This window comes from Streptomyces sp. YS-3 (genome assembly GCF_045257485.1).
GTDB lineage: Bacteria > Actinomycetota > Actinomycetes > Streptomycetales > Streptomycetaceae > Streptomyces.
Window position 1 is genome coordinate 11,691 of sequence record NZ_JBJHPC010000030.1, and the last position, 15,665, is coordinate 27,355.

The following is a 15,665-nucleotide window of genomic DNA, read 5'->3' on the forward strand; positions in this document are numbered from 1 at the left end:
ATGGCTTTGCCGGTGGCCATTGCTCGGGGAACCCTTCAGGCGGCCTTTTGGGAGGCGGCTGCGTCGGGGTGCAGGTCGTCGAGGGTGAGTTGGTGGGCCGGAGGATCGGGAAGGGCGATCTGGCGGCTGAGGCGGAGGTCGGGGCCGACGTGGAGCAGTTCGCCGGGTTCCATCGCCTGCCAGTGGGGGTTGTCGTCCATGCGCTCGCTGGCGACGACGACGGAAGGGTGCTGGGCAAGGTGCGACGAGTGGATGCGCATCCGGCCGTGGCTGCCGCTGTTGTCGAGGTGCCGGCTGCCGTGCTGGCCGCCCGCCTGGCGATCGAGGACGTACAGCTCGTGGGTGTCGGGGTAGCGAAGTGCCCACAGTTCCTCGGGGGTGATGAGGATCAGGTTGATGGCGTAGACGGGCAGGTTCTCGGCGGTCCATCGGGCGGCCTGCCAGATGCCCGCGGTGACGTCACCGTCGTGCCGCCGGGTCTCTCGGGTGATCAGGGCGAAGAAACGCTCGGAATCGGTGTCGCCCTTGACCAGCGATCGGTCCTCGCCCAAGTGGTCGTCGAGCTTGTCCAGGCCCTCGATGACCCCGTTGTGCGCGAAGAGCCGTCCGTCCTGCTCGAAGGGATGCGTGTTGCGCATATCGAGGCCCCCGGTGGAGGCGAAACGCACGTGGGCGACGAAGGTCGCTGACTCCACCTCCCGGGCCTCTTCGGCGAAGGCGCGGTCGAGGTAGGCCGCGATGGGGGCCTTGTGGATGCGCGTGGTGCCGTCGACGGCGAAGTGGCCGAGGCCGGTGCCGTCCGGGTCACGGTGGCTCTGCCGGCTCAGACTGTCAGGGGCGTCGAGTAGCCAGAAGGTGGCGTGCGTGCGTTGCGGGGCACTGCTGAGGCCGAAAAGACGGCACACGGCATTCCTCCAGAGGGGTCGTCCGGGCTTTGGCGGCCCGTGCCGGGCCGGCGGTTCGTGGCTGGGGTCAGTGGCGGCCGGGTCGCTTGGGATTCTTGATCTGCGCTCCGTGGGCGGAGCTGGGGTGGAGCTGCCGGCCTCCTCAGCGCGGTGAGGTTCGTGTTGCTTGTCCAGTCGGGGCAGGATGCGGCGCAGGTCTTCGAGGAGCAGGTCGGCCAGATCGTGGTGGAAAGGGAGGAACACAAGCCCCCACTAGCAGAGCACAGGAGCCATGTCTTCGCCCGTATCACGTGCAGCTCCGGTGGTGGCTGGTCAGCAGGCGATCCAGGGCCGTGCGCCATGCGGCCAGGATGTAGCTGCGTGCTGCCTGGGCCGGGCCGCTGGCTGCTCGGTCGAGTACGAGGCGGGTCGGCAGTGTGCGTGCGGCGGGCAGGTCGAGACTCAGGACGGCGAGCACGTGCTCCAAGGCGTTGATGACCGTGGACAGCTCGAGGGGCGCGGGTGGGTTCGGGGTAGCCGCAGAGCAGCCCGGGCACAGCTACACCTTCGTCCTCGCCGGTGGCGGCCTGGGGCAGTGCCGCGTGGCAGGCCACACCGCGTTCAGGGCGCAGGCGGGCAGGATCAGAGCCTGTACGCGATCGGGGGGTATCGGTCGTCGCCAGGTTGTCGACCAGTTCAGCGGCGGCCGACCAGGTCGGGGCAGGGGCCAGGTAGTGGGTGGCGTTGGTGGTGGTCGCGGCAGCCGACCCCACGGTCCGCAGTAGTTCACCGGCCAGACGAACGTCGGGGTTCCGGGCGACGCCGGCGGGCGGCAGGACTGGCCGGTCGGACTGAGCGTGGCGGCTGCGCATGAGGCAGCTCTGCCCACACAGCCGCTCCGAGAATCCCGACCGGCGCCCTGCCGACCCGAGCCGTCGTGGCGGGGCATCCACGATCCCCCTCCACCAGGCTTCTGCGGCGCCGAGTCCGTAGACAGGAAGGTCGGCAGGATGGCGGCGGGGCGAACTGGGCTGTCACTCCCAGCTGCCTGCCGCCGTGACGACCTTGGCGAACGGAACGACAGTCATGGCTGGTAACAGCGACTTGTGGTTGCGGCGTTGACGGGCTGGAGGAGCGGTCGGCGACCCACATCGGAGCATGAGCGAGATCCACCGCCTGCTGGCCAAGTTTGCTTACGCCGTCCGGCCGAGGCCGAGCTCATTTCTGCACTGGTCCCTTTGGCGCCGGCGCCACCAACATCGCGCCCGCACCAGCCACCACCGTCGCCGCGGTCGCCGGTCCCCGTAACTGCCAGTTGAAAAGGCTAGTCCTGACAGGTTGCCAGATATGCGCCCGCCCGGCCGTCTCGCGGCCGAGGCCGGAAGCGTAGGGTGCCGGTTGTGATCGAACTGAACTTCCGTGCGATGGACCGGAATCGTCCGGCAAAGTTGTACGTGGTGCTGGCACTTGTCGTCCTGGTCGCCGAGGGGACCGCTGCGTACGTCAAGCTCGGCGCGGTGGGCTTCTCCTGGCTGACGGGCGGAACCATCGCCCTCCTCGCCCCACTTGTCCTCCTGTCGTCCCGGAGCTGGAGCAGGGTCGGGGCCGACGGAATAACCATCTGCTGGGGCCTTGGGCATGGCCGTACCTACCCCTGGCACGAGATCCGGTGGATCGACGTGCGCGAGACCCAGGCCCAGGGCTCGTCGTCGTACGCGGTCCGGATATTCCTGGAGGGCGGGCGGCGTCGTTCGCTGCCCGGGCTCTACCGCAGCGACATGCATCCCGCTCCCGACTTCGACGAGCAGTTCCAGCGGGTGGTCAACTGGTGGGAGCTGAGCACGGACCAGACCGCACGGGTCCGGCCCCCGAAGCAGTTCCGGGACCGGCTGACTCCCACCGTGGTCGGCCTCGTGGTCGTACCCGTAGCCGTTGTCGTCGTGGTGGTCGTCGCTCTCGTGATCCTCCCGCCGCACTAGGGTCTTCTCCTGACCGGCTCGGCGCTGATCCGAGCGTGCAGACCATCCAGGCCCGCAGTCCAGCCGTGCACCTCGTCAACCGTGACATCCCCGACCATGACTGGCGCAACGAGTGGCTCGCGGGCCGTCACGTCAACTGCGGCTGCAGTATGAGACCAGTAAGGACGCATCAGATGACAGAACAGACGGAGTTCCCGTTTACTCTGCCCCTCGGCTACACCGACGCCAAGGGCGTTCTGCACCGAGAGGGCACCATGCGGCTCGCGACCGCCAGGGATGAACTCGCGCCCCTGATCGACCAGAGGGTGAGGGAGAACCCCGCCTACCTTGGGACGGTCCTGCTCTCCCTGGTGGTCACCCAGCTCGGCTCGGTGCCGCAGGTCGACACGAGCATCATCGAGAGCCTCTACGCGGCAGACGTGGCCTATCTGCAAGACCTGTACGAGCGGATCAACGCTGTCGGTACCACCCCGGCGGCGGGATGACTCCGGTGCGGCGAGCCACCGGCGTCTGAGGACCGCACCTCGCTTCGACACCCGCTACTTGTGCCGTAAGCGTGCGGGGGCCGGTGGCAGCCGTCTGAGGCGAGGAGCGTGACGTCGTCAGTTGCGTAGGTACAGAGCTCGGGTCAGATCTCGGTTGGCCGCTCGCGCGGCATCGAGGTCTGCCCGGGCTTCCTCCAGCGCGAAGGTCAGCTCGACGTTCTGCTGCTCCAGCCTGGTGATCTTTCGCTGGCGCTCGTCGATGTCCGCCGGGGCACCCAGCCCCGACTCCCGCCACGCCTGAGCACCCAGCGCCCGCGACAGCCGCTTCTAAAGTTGCTGGACGTGGGCGACCAAGCACGTATTGCGGGCTTGGGCGTTGGCGAGATCAGCCTGGAGTGAGACCCGGCTCACGGACGATCTGCTCGCCGGGCCCTGGGCTGCCGGCTCGAGTTCGGCGGCATGGACCAGGGCGAGCAGATCGCGGTGGCGGTAACCGAGTCACCAAGGTCGACACCGGCAGCTACGACACCGTCATGTACGTCTACGACGGCGACGGCAACCTGACCTCGCGCACCGGGGTCCAGACCTACCGGTTCGACGCGCTGTCCCGGGAGACGATCCGGACCCTGCCCGACGGATCACAGACGGTCCTCGCGTACAGCGCCGACGGCAACGTCGACACCTACACCGACCCCTCGGGCGTCGTCGATTACACATGGGACGCGGCCAACCGGCTGACGGCGCGGAAGGACCAGGCGGGCCGCAGGACGACTTACGGGTACAACAACGACACCCGGACCAGCACCACCTATCCCGACAACACCGTGCAGAGCGTGGACGCGGACAAGTCGGGGCAGCCCACCACCATCAAGACCACGTCGCCCAAGGGCACCCTCACCCATCTGACGTACACCTATGGCTACGGCACCGGGGGCGCGACCGACGGCTCGAAGATCAGCACCGCGACGGACGTCCTGGCAGGGCTGAAGACGTCGTACACCTATTACGTGGCGGGCCGCTTCTCCTACGCCAAGGAGGAGAAGGAAAGCATCCTCAGCGCCTCCTGGCAGTACTGCTACGACCTCGTCGGCAACCTGACCTCGCAGGGCGTCGACCCGGGCTGCCCGCGCGGCACCACGTACACCGCCAACGACGCCCAGCAGATCACCGGCAAGAACGGCTCCACCACCAACTGGTCCTACGACAAGGCCGGCAACGAGACCGCCGGTGCCGCCACCCCGGAGGCCACCCGCACCGCCGAGCAGTGGTCGGACTACTCGCAGCTCAAGTCGATCGCCGTCCGCCGACACGACCTACGCAGGTCAGTACGGGTCGACCGACCGGTGCGAGCGCACCAAGCTGGGCCAAACCCTCTTCCATAACGGCCGGTTGGGCCTGCCGGCGGAGACCACCGGCGGCGTCGACACGGGATTCAGCCGGGAGCCCGGGGGCACCCTGAACTCCATGACGACCGGGGGCAAGGCCTACTACTACCTGACCCGCGCGCTCGGTTCGGTGATCGGCCTGGCTGACCAGTCCGGCGCCAAGGTCAACACCTACACGTACAGCCCGCGCGGCGTCTCCCGCACCACCGTGGAGGCGGCCCCGCAGCCGTACCGCTTCGCCGGCGGCCACCAGGACCCGACCGTCTCTACCACCTCGGCGCCCGCTACTACGACCCGAACATCGGCCGCTTCACCCAGCCCGACCCCTCCGGCCATGAGAAGAACCCCTATCTGTACGCAGAGGGCAACCCGGTCAACCGGATCGACCCGCGCGGACTGCTCTCCCTCGACCTCGGCGTCGAGGCCTGCGATGTGCTGTGCCTGGGCGGGGGAGTCAGCATCAACGAGGAGGCAGTGTCCACCCCTACCTGTCCGTGGGCGTCGGATCTCCCGGCGTCAGCGCCGACGCCAGCCTGGCGTCCGGCAGCGCGGACAGCGGTCTGACCGGCGAGGTGGCTGAGGCTTCGGTCCCGCGGAGGTCTTCGTCGCCACGGAAGGCTCGGAGGGCGTCGGCACCGGCGGCAGCGGCGGTAAGTGCTCGGTGAGCGCGAAGTACACGTTCTGAGGAAGTACACGTTCCGAATAGGGGAGTGACGCGATGAACGACCTGGTGACGCTGGCTCAGAGCGACCGGCCGGAAGGGCCGTCCTGGCTCCCGTATGCCTTTGTGGCGGTGGCGGTACTCGTCGCGATCTTCCTGGCCGTACGTATGCGGAACAAACGCCGCTGAACGCCAAGCGGGCGGCCCTGCCGGGGGCCGCCCACCCGCATCCTCGCTCTGCCCCCTCTCCTCTCTTTCTGACTCCGGAACGGTGTGCCGATGCACATACTCGTGGGACTTTTCCTGCTGGCCCTGGGGCTCGTCTTCGCACTCTTCGCCCCCCGTCTGGCCACCACCGGCGGCACGCGGGCCGCGAAGCGCACCTTCACCGCGTCCAACGTGGTGGCCTTCCGCCTCATCGGCACCCTGATCGCCGTGGCGGGGCTGCTGTACGCGGCCGGGGTCATCGGCTGATGGTGTCGCGCGGCCGTGCCTGCCGTATCGGAAGGGGGTCGGACGGCGGCAGGGCCCCGATGGAACAAGCGCGTCGGCTGACGGGTCACGACCTCGCAGAGGCGGAGCATCCCGTTGGCCGCTCGGACTGTCAGGCGGCCGTCCTGCCCGCAGTGCGGATCAGTTGCTGGAGCACCTCAAGCACCTTGGCCTCCGCGGCCAGGTCGTCCTCGGGCCGATGCAGGAGCTCATGACCGCCCGAAACTCGGACAGTGTCATCCCCTCTCCACCCGGCGAAATGTCTCGCTCACCCGGCGACGCACGCACAGGGACCCGACGGAATCCTCGGGCGCGGGCCGCCAGGGAAGCGGGCCTTCGCCGCTCAGACGCGACTGATCTTGGGGAAGGCCTTGTCCGTCTCGACGTAGTACTTGCGGATCAGCGGGCCGAATCCGTCCTGCGCGTCGCCGAGGATCATGGCTTTGATGATCCGAACACTCTTCACGTCATCGAACGTGGCCACCTTCTTCTCGGTTTCCCCGAGGACCAGCGGTTGCCACATCCTTCGGGACTCCGCCGTGGCGCTGACGTCCGGGTCGAAGCCGAGATAGTAACGGCGTCCAGAGAGCTCCTGCCCGACGGCCAGGAAGACGATCACATGAAAACCCGTGGTGAACTTGCTCGCGCTCCCACCCACGTGTTCGGCCGGGCCGTTGACGAAGACGGCGCGACCGGCCTTCACCGCTTCCTCGAGAGCGGCCCATTTGCCCTCGATCTCGAACGGCATCGACAGATCCGAGGGCACATGCAGCCCTGTTTCAGGGCTCAACAGCGCGCCGACCCTTCGAGCCCGCCCTTGGCAATCACTGTCGATCATTTTCGTGAACATGGAGTCGATCGGGATCTGCAACCAGCACGTGAGGCGATCTCGGGCGGAACCCACCGTCGCATCCACCGCCTGCGAGATCCGATCCCTGATGTCCTGGACCGCCGGTGTGGTCTGGTCGGCAGCTTGCACGTACGCCTGCTCGATCATGGAGATCTCCCCCCGCTCGAATCCCCTCGTTCCACTATGGCGTACGGAACGTGCCGCGGATAGAGCGGAGAGTGAAGAGCGGAAGGCAACTGCTCGGACACGCACCACCGGCCGGACCGGCCGGCCATCCGTCACAGCAAGCGCCTCAGAAACCTGCGCACCACGCCTGGTTCGCCAGCCGGTATACCGAAACCGTCCCGGCCCGGGGCCCGGTCGGCCGCCGGGTTCGAAGAACCGCCACCCTGCCACCTGTCACGACGTGGGAAGAGTCCTCGCCGTCGGCGAGGAATACGCTCGCCCTGCCCGCCAGAAGGGGGTGACACCTCGCCGCCGTACATCGAACGATGCAGCGCAAGATCGTTCAGAGGGCTGACGAGCAGTCCTCCTCGCCCTTCCTAGGATGAGGCTGATCCCCGTCCCCCGCACTGCGCGCACGCGTGGTGTGTCTCTGCCAGATAAGGAGTCCAGCAGTGAGCCCTGCCTCCAAGAACCTCACCGAGGGATTTGTGACCCTACTCATCGGCCTGGCCTTGAAGCTGTTCACCGAGGGAGTCGAGATCCCAGTCTTCACCCTCACCAAGGTGGGGGTGGTCATGATGTTCATCGGCGGCGGTCTGGTACTCATGGGCCTCGTCCAGGCGGCGAGGACGACCAGCTCCCGGAGCTGAAGGTCAGGCTCAGTGCATGTCCGCGTGGTCAGCGCCGTCACCCTGGCTGGGAGTATTGGGTGTGTGAACAGGGAGAACGCCACGGCTGAGGGACTTCAGGTGCCGGGGGGGCGGGAGGTGAGCGCTGTGTGCTTCGTGCGGGACTACGTCGCGAGCTGCATTTCGACGGGCCGGTCCTGCGTGCGTTGAGTGATCCCGTGGGGTGTTCGAGGGGCGTACGTGGCGCTTTCCCGCGCGTGGCTCGCTGGGCCTCATGCGCTGCTACATCGGCAGAGGCGTCGACGGCTGCGAGGAGACGGCGAACACGCTCTCACGCTCCACTTCGGGGAGCACCGCTTCGTCATCCCGTTGGACGACGGCTCAAGCAGGGGACCCGAGTCGGCTCACCTGACCGGTGTCGACGAGAACGGAACAACATGCCGCAGCGGCGGGATGCGGATCTGGATGTCGCAGTAGCAAGGGGGAGCGAGGACGGGGCAGGGCGGTGGCAGGGCATCCAGGCCATGCCGCGCCACCGTGGGCGAAGCTCAGTGGTTGTCACCGGCAGCGCCGGATGATGTGGCGGGCGAGGCCTACCGATGCGCCGTGGTCTTTGCCGGTGAGGCCACCAGGTTTGTCACAAGCGCGGCCACGCCACAATGGAGATCGAGCCCGACGTCCGGAGTTGGATCGCAGGCTTCTGCTCGGCCCTCAGTGCCGGCACCATGCCCGCCGAGGGCGAGCCCGATCCGCAGGGCGGCCGGCTGCGCGAGACCGTTTCCCCGACGGCCCGCTCCCGCCATGGTTGAGCGAGGAGGACCTCGACGTCTACGCAGGGGAGTTCGAGCGAACCGGTCTGACCGGCGCCCTCAACCGCTATCCAACATGGACCGCGACTGGGAAGGCCTCGCCCCGCACCACGGAGCCCCGGGGCTCACACAGCCATCCTTGTTCATCGGGCGGCGCCCTGGACGCCTCCACCGTCTGGATGGTCGACGCGATACACGCCTATCCCACCACCCTCCCGCGCCTGTCGGCCTCCCAGTTCCTGGAAGGTTGTGGCCACTGGTCCCAGCAGAAACGCCCCGACGAGGTCAACAGCTTGCTGACCGACTGGCTCACCACGCTTCAGAGCTGAACCAGAGGGGTTACCTGGGCAGCCTGGCGGTACTTTTCGGGTGGCCGCGAACCGAGGCAGAGCATGTTGGTCTGTTCGGTGATCCCGAACGGTCACACCGCACGTCTCCACGCGGGCGCACCGCAGGCATTCCACTACGCCGCTGACAACAAGCGTGGCTGGGTGGCAACTATTGTGCGTCGGCCCCTCGGCTCGTCGCCGCGCGTTGTCGAGGGACAAGCACAGCTTGACCTCTATAGAGCTGTCGCCGTCTACCCGGACACCAGTGGGTCGTCACGGGTCTTGAGTCGCTCGAGGCGTTTCCTCGGCATGTTCGGACGCGTTTCGCGCGCGGGGTACTGCCGGGCACTGGTGCTGCGCCGCGGATGTTCCGCCGATGGCTATCGAGCGGCAAGGTGTTTGTTGATGTCCTCGACGTCGAACTGGTCGGGGTCGAAGGCACCGCCGACCCACTCCAGGAGTTCACCGTGCTCTTCGTGCCCGGGGTCGGTGATGGCTTCGATGAAGTTTGCGTAGCCCCATGTGCCGCCGCAGTCCTCGGGCGGGCAGGCTCGACGCCCGGTTACGCAGCGTGGATAGGCAGTGCCCGGGTCCTTGGGCAGGACCTTCTCCACTTCGATGCGGTGTACCCAGTTGTCTCCGAAGTCGTAGATGTAGCTGATCTTGTCGCCGACGGCGGGCGCGACTGCGTGGAGCGGGACCTTGCGTTCCTCGCGGTGCCCGAGCTCGCTGTCGCGGTGCCCATAGTCGCCGGCCGGGGTCTGGAAGAGGTGCATGTGGGAGTTCTCCCAGCCCATCGCCCTCTGGATCACCAGGTGCAGGCGGTCAAGAGTGAGGTCTGCCGGGACCTGCAGCCGCCGCCAGATCGGCGGGCGGATGTCGGCCAGGGTGACTTTGATCTGCAGGACGGAGTCAGCGGGCATGGCACGGTTCCTTCGCAGGGGCGACGCTCTCGTCCCCAGTCTGGCGGGGCTGGCCCTCGTAGTTCCAACGGAACGGGCGAGCCGCCTCGTTGTGGACCATGGTGAAATTGGTGACCTTGTCCGGCAGGTCGGTGCAGGAGGCGAAGTCGCCGTAGCGCAGGACGGCGCGGGCCAGGAGGACGACGAAGACCTCAACCTGGTTCAGCCAGGAGGCGTGCTGGGGGTTTAGTGCGCCACGATTCGCGGATTTCGCTGCAGCCAGGCCCGGGTGGCCCTGGAGGTGTGCGAGGAGCCGTTGTCCAGGACCAGATGGATCGTCAGCCCGGCCGGGATGCACCGCGCCAGTTGGGCCAGGAACTTGATGAAGTGCGCGGAGTCGTTGCGCGGCAGTTCCTCCACGACGACCTGCCTGGTATGCACATTCAGAACAGCGGTGACCGGCACGGTGCCGTGACGGACGTACTCGAACTCCCGCAGCCGTCCCTGCCCGGGGTGGGCCGGCCGGTCGGGGTGTTTGCGGGAGCGGGCGGCCATCTCGGTCTTCTCGTCCACCGAGAGCACCACGTGCCCGGTGGGCGGTGCCGGTCGAGGGCGCACACCTCAGCCGCCTTGGGAAGAACTGCGGGTCGGCTGGCCGGGTCAGCCAGCCGCGGACCCGATGCGGCTTGAGCTGCAGCTTGGCCGGCATGCGTCCGATCTGGGAGGAGGAGAGATGCGGATGCCCGTGTCCGCCACATGTGCGGCGATCAACCGGTGCGACCATCCGCCGTAGGGGTGCGGCGGGGTGCTGGTGGCTGCCGCCACGACCCGCAGTCTCACCTCCGGCCCGTAGACGGGCGGCCTGCCCGAGCGCGGCCGGTCGTCCAGTCCGGCCCCCCTCCCGAGCGAACCGGTGCCGCCAGCGGACCGCCGTCGAGACATCCACCCGAACGATCTCGGCTATCTGCCAGGTCGAGTACCCGGCGACGGCGAGCAGGACTATGCGAGCACGACGGGCGTCGCGTTGCGCAGTGGTATCCGCGCGTACTCGCGCCTCCAGAACACAGCGATCATCAGGATCAAGCACCATGCACGGTCAACGAGCCGATAGCCATCGGCGGAACTTCCGCGGCGCAGCACCAGCCACCCGCCCGTGCGCTCCCCGCTGGCAGTTGTCTGCCGGTCGGCCCGGTTCGGACGCTTCGAGAGCAGGAGGTGCAGGACCTCCGGCCGCTCCAGATCGGCACCGTGTGCGCCCAGGACAAGCACAAGGCCTCGAGCAACGTCTACGCGGCACTCCGCGCCCCGTCGAACGCAACATCTCCCGGACCAGGCAGTGGCGAATCTGCGGCAGACCTTTACCAGCCCGTATGAGTCCGGACAAGCTCACGTCAGTCGCCGCCGCGATCCTCACCGCCCATGATCTGCTTGTGGAAACCTCCAGGTCAGACGCCCCCAAACCGAATAACAGAATCCCTGAGTCGTCCCTTGAACGACACTGCGCCGTCACCCGAATGGGCGCACCCAAATGGCGGCACCGGACCTGGCGACTTTATGGTCGGTTCAGATCTCGTTCCGAGACAGGTGGGCTGGCCAGAGGCAGATCTCGGTTCCGAGATGGGTGGCTAGTTAGGGAGGTCAACCATGAACCGACTGCGCACCCTCGCCCTCGCGGCGGCGCCCGCGACCCTGCTGATCGGCTTGGTGATTCCGGCTTCCGCCGCACCAGCGCCACAGGCACCGACAACGCAGAACGCCAGCTGTTACACCCCGCGGGCCAACCAAGTTCTCACTGCCCAAGAAGGCATCAAGCTCGTCAGCGCCTGCAAGACGCAGAAGTCTGACCCCTCGTGGCACTGGATGGGCAACTACGGCTCGGTCTACGACGTGGTCAACGTTGCGAACAGCAGAGGCGTCGGCCCCGGTGGGCTCGTAACGATACCGAATCCCAGCGGCGGCGGCCTGATCCCGACCTTCATGTACTACTGAACGGGCGACCTGGTACCCCAGCAGCACCTCGCTGTCTGACCTGTTGCAGAGGCTTCATTGGGAGTGTAGGTGTCGGGTGGCGTGGGGTGGGTGGTCTTGGCTGACCGCCCACCCATCGAGTGGATCTGTAAGGACGTCGCCGTCGATCACTGGGGAGTTGCTCCACTCGGTCTTGGCCAGGGTCGGGGAGACGACCCGCTTGCGGACGCCGTTGAGCGCCTCGGCCATCGGGCCGGTTTGGTGCGGCCAGACGGCGGCGAGTGTCTCGCAGGCCACGCGCCCCATGAGCAGCGCGTTGGTCCCGGCTTGCATCTGCCCGAGGGCCGCGCCCCTCTCGTCGGTCATGGACGGCGCTCCTGAGCGCGGCGAACGCCATGTGGCCCCAGCCGCAGGCGCCGGTTCTGTGCACCCTCGTACAGGGCGTACCGGCACCGGCTCCGTAATGCCCGGGCAGGCGAGCCGGATTTGTTGGAGGCGACGCGGAAGGCCGCTGAACAGCTTGGGCCGTTTCGTGCTTGCCCGATAAGATTTAGCGCATGGGGCGGGCTCGACTGGGGGAAGACGGCAGGTATCACGGCGACCTGCCCTGCAAGTGGTGCCGTGTCCTTATTCCGCATTACCGGCGGAAGCGGCCACGGCAGTACTGCCGCACGTCCCACCGTTGGAAGGCCTATGGCGCGAACGTCATAGGCATGGTTCTCGGCATCCTCAGCTGACACCCCCGCAGCACGTCCTACTCTCAGGGGGACGAAGTGTGTTTGGTCAGGGTGCGCTGCACTTCTGCTGAGGACAGGGGCAGAGTGGCTCTGGGCGCAGCGCTCCGTCTGGATGTGGCCCCGAGCGGCACGGCTCGCCGCCCACGACGAGTAGGCCGGCCCAAGTCAACTGTGTCTGGTTTCAACGACGTCGCCGGGTGAGATCCTGCGCAAGGTTGGCTTTCTTGATCTTCGGAGACGGGGGAACGGTGGGTGCGCTGGCGGGATTTATCGTGGGGCCCGGGGTCGTGGTTGCCGACCTGGTGGCCGTGGTGGCCCGGCGCGGGGAGACGTAGTTCGGCTAACGACTCCTAGCAAAGACGGCTTGTGGATCTTCGGGAATGACGGCGTGTCAGTAAAAGGTCAATGCGGGTACGTCACCCACCGCCTGGCAGACGTGTCGTACCACGCGAGTGTCCCGGCCAGTATCGCGCTGAACGGTATCCACTCATCGTCCGGATTCCACTTCTCGCCGCCCGCGGCTTGCATGAAGATCGGGCTGGGTGCCCAAGCGACCGATACCCGATCGTCCGCGACCTCAGCGATCCAGCCGAGAAACTCGCGACCGTCGACAAGGCTGAAGCCGACCTTGGCCGCGTTGTCCATGCAGCTGGCAAAAACGGTCTTCATCCTCGAGACATCGGCCATCGCCCGAGCATAGACCGGAGTTCGTCAAGAGGATGCATGACGAGGACCGCAGCCATCATCCGACCCGTCGCCCATGCGGGCGTGCCGGGGAGCCGCCGACGACCACGGCGAGCCGGGTATCGGCGTCGATGACGAGTTGGTGGTTGGCCGAGTACCGGTAGTTTTTCGGTTTCCGGGCACCTTGTCGTTGCGAAACCGCCGACTGGGCCGGAGCGTGGGCAGTGGTCCGAGGTCATTGGTAATCCGGGTCGGCTGCGGGACTTGGAGACACCGGTGGGGCGTTGGTACGGCATCTCAGACCTGGCCGGTGCCGGCAGAGACGGATACCACCTGCCCGTGAGCGTGGCGCCCCGTGCCGCCGTCGCTGCCGGGCGCAAGTCGCTGTCCGGGGCGGAGCACAGGGTGTTCATAGGCGTCAGGACCCCATGCTTGGTGTCAGACGCGAGGCCGCAGTCACCTGCCGTGCAGGACACGGCGGCCCGTCAAGGGCACCCCCGGGAGTGTCGCTGCGTGATGGGGCAGCACCCCGCCCTGGGCCGACCGGCCTGCCCCGGAGCTGGAGGTCTATCGGCCGAGACCGGCCATGCGGCCAGGCAGCCGAGGAAATGCCCGCGTACCGGGCTGGGGTAGGAGTACGCCACCCTCCATCTCCAGCCCGCAGCCGGGTATCACGGCACCCTGTCACCGAATCCGCCGCAGACCGGCTCGGCCGACGGGTCGGTGCCGGGTGAAACAGACGGAGGGAACAGGATCTTGCCCACGGGGCTCCTTCCGCCGTCCAGGCCTTGAGCGCCGTGCCTGAATAGGCGCGGCGCCCGGTCTGGGTCATCCCGTCTACGTTTCGCGGGAGCCCCCACGACTCCTCATCCCAGTGCCTCCAGGAGTTCGCGCTCGCGCTCGATACTCAGGCCGGCCCGGCGGGGCCGGTCCAGGCCTTGCTCCCTTTCCCAGCGCAGGGTGTCCGCCAGCAGCTCCGCCCGGGGCCGGTGCCGCAGGCCAGCCGCGCTGGCCGCAGCGCCGTTACGGGCGCTGAAGCCGGCCCAGTCCGGGTCGGCCACCCACAGCGCGAGCGACTCCGGACCCATGGCCTGTACGACCTTCTGCCCGAGCAGCCAATCGTCGTCCGCCTCCACCACCGGCCCGGTGTGGCCGCCGATCTCTCGCGACAGTGCGACCCACTCCCCGAAGGGCACGATCGGGCCCACCGCGTTATACGTTCCGGTCGTCCCCTTCTCCGCACAGTCGAGCAGCCACGCCGCGAGGTCGCGCGCGTCAACCACCTGCGTCGGATTGCCAGGGGAAGCCGGCACCAGTAGCGGGGCCAGCGGCTCACGGGCCGCGCGGCCGACCCAGTACCCGGAGCGGCCACTGTGATCACCGGGACCGCCGATCAGTCCCGCCCGCGCGATGAGGAGCCGGTCTCCCACCGCGGCCACCGAGGCCTCCTCGCAGGCCACCTTGGCCTCCCCGAACTCGTCGTGGCTGACCTCGTCCCGCTTGGCCGCCGGAAGCAGTTCCGCCGACTCGTCCGCGTCCGGCTGCGCATGCGAGGCATACGCACTGACCGACGACACGTACGACCAGTGGCCCGCCCGCTCGCCGAGCGCCGCCAGGGCCCCGCGGACGAAGCCTGGCTGCCACGACACCTCGATCGCGGCGTCCCAATCCTGGCCCGCCAGGCTTTCGTACGCCGACGGGTCACGCCTGTCCGCGGCGACCAACACCGCGCCCTCGGCTGCCTTGCCGCTCTCCCCGCGAGCCAGGCACGTCACTCGGTGCCCGCGCTCCAGTGCCTGCCGCGAGACCTCGCGGCCCACCCACGCCGTTCCGCCCAATACCAAGATCTTCATCGGGCCACTCAAGCACGGACTGTGAGCCGGGGCGTCCCTGCTTCGCAGAGGGCGTAATGGTCCTCGATGGGGCACAGAGGCAGATGCCTTCACAGCCGCCCACACGGTCGGACGCTGTGGCCAAATATGCAGCACAACTGGCCACTTGAAGTCATGCCGAACACGGCGTGCTGAACACCGTTGTCCTTGAGGTCGAAGTCCCGCATGATCTCCGGAAGGAGATCGCGGCGGTCGGTCCAGTGGCTGCGTTCCACCTGGCTCGGCTCGGGCCCCGAACCCTGCCCGGTCCCGGACGGAGCGGACTGAATCGTGGTACAGGCCGCTGGGGACCCGCATGAGCCGGGGGTGGCAAGACGGTGGCGTGGGGGCGGTCTTGCGCGCCAGGGGATCGGTGTGGGTCAGGCGCAGAAGTCGGCCCAGGCGCGGGCGGCGGCCACGGTGCGTTCCAGGCCGGGGGTGCCGTAGGCCTGCCAGTCTTCCCAGGAGCGGGCTTCGGCTTCGGCGAGGACGCGCACGCCGTGACGGGGGGCTGCGGCGTAGGCGGGGATGTCCAAGGCGCGGGCATGGGCCTGTTCGGGGGTGTGGTGCCCGTCCAGGACGAGGCGGAATGCCCAGATGGTGGCGTCGGCCCAGGCGGGTCCGCGTGCGGCCCAGGCCCAGTCGATGAGCCAGGCCTGGTCGGGGGCGATCATGACGTTGGTGGCTGCCAGGTCAGTGTGCAGGAGTTGGTCTCCGGTGAGCAGGTCTTCCTCGTCGGGGTCGCAGTAGGGGCCCCACCCCTACTGCGACCCCGACGAGGAAGACCTGCTCACCGGAGACCAACTCCTGCACACTGACCTGGCAGCCACCAACG

At 67.8% G+C, this 15,665-nt stretch carries 14 protein-coding genes and 5 pseudogenes; 8 read left to right on the forward strand and 11 right to left on the reverse strand.

The genetic code is table 11. The annotated features are described in order from the left end of the window. Positions 1–35: 35 nt before the first annotated feature. Positions 36–905, reverse strand: coding sequence for a class II glutamine amidotransferase (locus ACJA3G_RS05070; RefSeq protein WP_406551653.1), 870 nt, complete (start codon positions 903–905; stop codon positions 36–38). A gap of 1,379 nt (positions 906–2,284) precedes the next feature. Between ACJA3G_RS05070 and ACJA3G_RS05075 the strand changes: the two genes are divergently transcribed. From ACJA3G_RS05075 to ACJA3G_RS05095, 5 genes and pseudogenes are all read left to right on the forward strand, one after another. Then, positions 2,285–2,863: a hypothetical protein gene (locus tag ACJA3G_RS05075; protein WP_406551654.1), complete on the forward strand. Its 579-nt coding sequence runs from the start codon at positions 2,285–2,287 to the stop codon at positions 2,861–2,863. 149 nt (positions 2,864–3,012) lie between these two features. Beyond that, positions 3,013–3,342, forward strand: a pseudogene (locus ACJA3G_RS05080) (hypothetical protein); the annotation flags it as partial. 497 nt (positions 3,343–3,839) lie between these two features. Continuing rightward, positions 3,840–5,297 (forward strand): annotated as a pseudogene (locus tag ACJA3G_RS05085) (RHS repeat-associated core domain-containing protein); the annotation flags it as partial. Between the two features lie 154 nt (positions 5,298–5,451). Next, positions 5,452–5,583, forward strand: coding sequence for a hypothetical protein (locus tag ACJA3G_RS05090; protein WP_406551655.1), 132 nt, complete (start codon positions 5,452–5,454; stop codon positions 5,581–5,583). A 90-nt stretch (positions 5,584–5,673) separates the two neighbouring features. Continuing rightward, positions 5,674–5,868, forward strand: coding sequence for a hypothetical protein (locus tag ACJA3G_RS05095; RefSeq protein ID WP_406551656.1), 195 nt, complete (start codon positions 5,674–5,676; stop codon positions 5,866–5,868). A 361-nt stretch (positions 5,869–6,229) separates the two neighbouring features. Here the strand turns inward: ACJA3G_RS05095 and ACJA3G_RS05100 are convergent, their stop codons facing one another. After that, positions 6,230–6,883, reverse strand: coding sequence for a hypothetical protein (locus ACJA3G_RS05100; RefSeq protein ID WP_406551657.1), 654 nt, complete (start codon positions 6,881–6,883; stop codon positions 6,230–6,232). Between the two features lie 470 nt (positions 6,884–7,353). Between ACJA3G_RS05100 and ACJA3G_RS05105 the strand changes: the two genes are divergently transcribed. Both ACJA3G_RS05105 and ACJA3G_RS05110 read left to right on the forward strand, forming a co-directional pair. Then, entirely contained in the window at positions 7,354–7,551 is a 198-nt protein-coding gene (locus ACJA3G_RS05105; protein WP_406551658.1) for a DUF5708 family protein, read from the forward strand. A gap of 626 nt (positions 7,552–8,177) precedes the next feature. Beyond that, positions 8,178–8,668: pseudogene (locus ACJA3G_RS05110) on the forward strand (alpha/beta fold hydrolase); the annotation flags it as partial. 380 nt (positions 8,669–9,048) lie between these two features. Here ACJA3G_RS05110 and ACJA3G_RS05115 read toward each other — a convergent pair. From ACJA3G_RS05115 to ACJA3G_RS05130, 4 genes and pseudogenes are all read right to left on the reverse strand, one after another. Then, on the reverse strand, positions 9,049–9,591 hold the full coding sequence (locus ACJA3G_RS05115; protein ID WP_406551659.1) for a plasmid pRiA4b ORF-3 family protein: 543 nt from the start codon (positions 9,589–9,591) through the stop codon (positions 9,049–9,051). A gap of 225 nt (positions 9,592–9,816) precedes the next feature. Beyond that, positions 9,817–10,188, reverse strand: a complete 372-nt coding sequence (locus ACJA3G_RS05120; protein WP_406551660.1) for a transposase — start codon at positions 10,186–10,188, stop codon at positions 9,817–9,819. 42 nt (positions 10,189–10,230) lie between these two features. Then, positions 10,231–10,512 (reverse strand): helix-turn-helix domain-containing protein, encoded by a 282-nt coding sequence (locus tag ACJA3G_RS05125; protein ID WP_406551661.1) that lies wholly within the window; start codon positions 10,510–10,512, stop codon positions 10,231–10,233. Next, positions 10,475–10,660 (reverse strand): annotated as a pseudogene (locus ACJA3G_RS05130) (helix-turn-helix domain-containing protein); the annotation flags it as partial. The pseudogene ACJA3G_RS05130 and the gene ACJA3G_RS05125, both read right to left, overlap by 38 nt. A gap of 554 nt (positions 10,661–11,214) precedes the next feature. Here ACJA3G_RS05130 and ACJA3G_RS05135 point away from each other — a divergent pair. After that, the gene (locus ACJA3G_RS05135; protein WP_406551662.1) at positions 11,215–11,559 is read left to right on the forward strand and encodes a hypothetical protein; all 345 of its coding nucleotides are present in this window, start codon (positions 11,215–11,217) and stop codon (positions 11,557–11,559) included. 54 nt (positions 11,560–11,613) lie between these two features. Here ACJA3G_RS05135 and ACJA3G_RS05140 read toward each other — a convergent pair whose 3' ends face one another. The 5 genes and pseudogenes from ACJA3G_RS05140 to ACJA3G_RS05160 form a co-directional block, all read right to left on the reverse strand. Further along, positions 11,614–11,904, reverse strand: a complete 291-nt coding sequence (locus tag ACJA3G_RS05140) for a hypothetical protein (protein ID WP_406551663.1) — start codon at positions 11,902–11,904, stop codon at positions 11,614–11,616. Positions 11,905–12,677: 773 nt separating this feature from the next. Then, positions 12,678–12,962: a hypothetical protein gene (locus tag ACJA3G_RS05145; RefSeq protein WP_406551664.1), complete on the reverse strand. Its 285-nt coding sequence runs from the start codon at positions 12,960–12,962 to the stop codon at positions 12,678–12,680. 94 nt (positions 12,963–13,056) lie between these two features. After that, a pseudogene (locus ACJA3G_RS05150) lies at positions 13,057–13,208 on the reverse strand (IS5/IS1182 family transposase); the annotation flags it as partial. Positions 13,209–13,825: 617 nt separating this feature from the next. Beyond that, on the reverse strand, positions 13,826–14,812 hold the full coding sequence (locus ACJA3G_RS05155) for an NAD-dependent epimerase/dehydratase family protein (RefSeq protein WP_406551665.1): 987 nt from the start codon (positions 14,810–14,812) through the stop codon (positions 13,826–13,828). 398 nt (positions 14,813–15,210) lie between these two features. Continuing rightward, positions 15,211–15,504, reverse strand: coding sequence for a hypothetical protein (locus tag ACJA3G_RS05160; protein ID WP_406551666.1), 294 nt, complete (start codon positions 15,502–15,504; stop codon positions 15,211–15,213). Positions 15,505–15,665 lie beyond the last annotated feature (161 nt).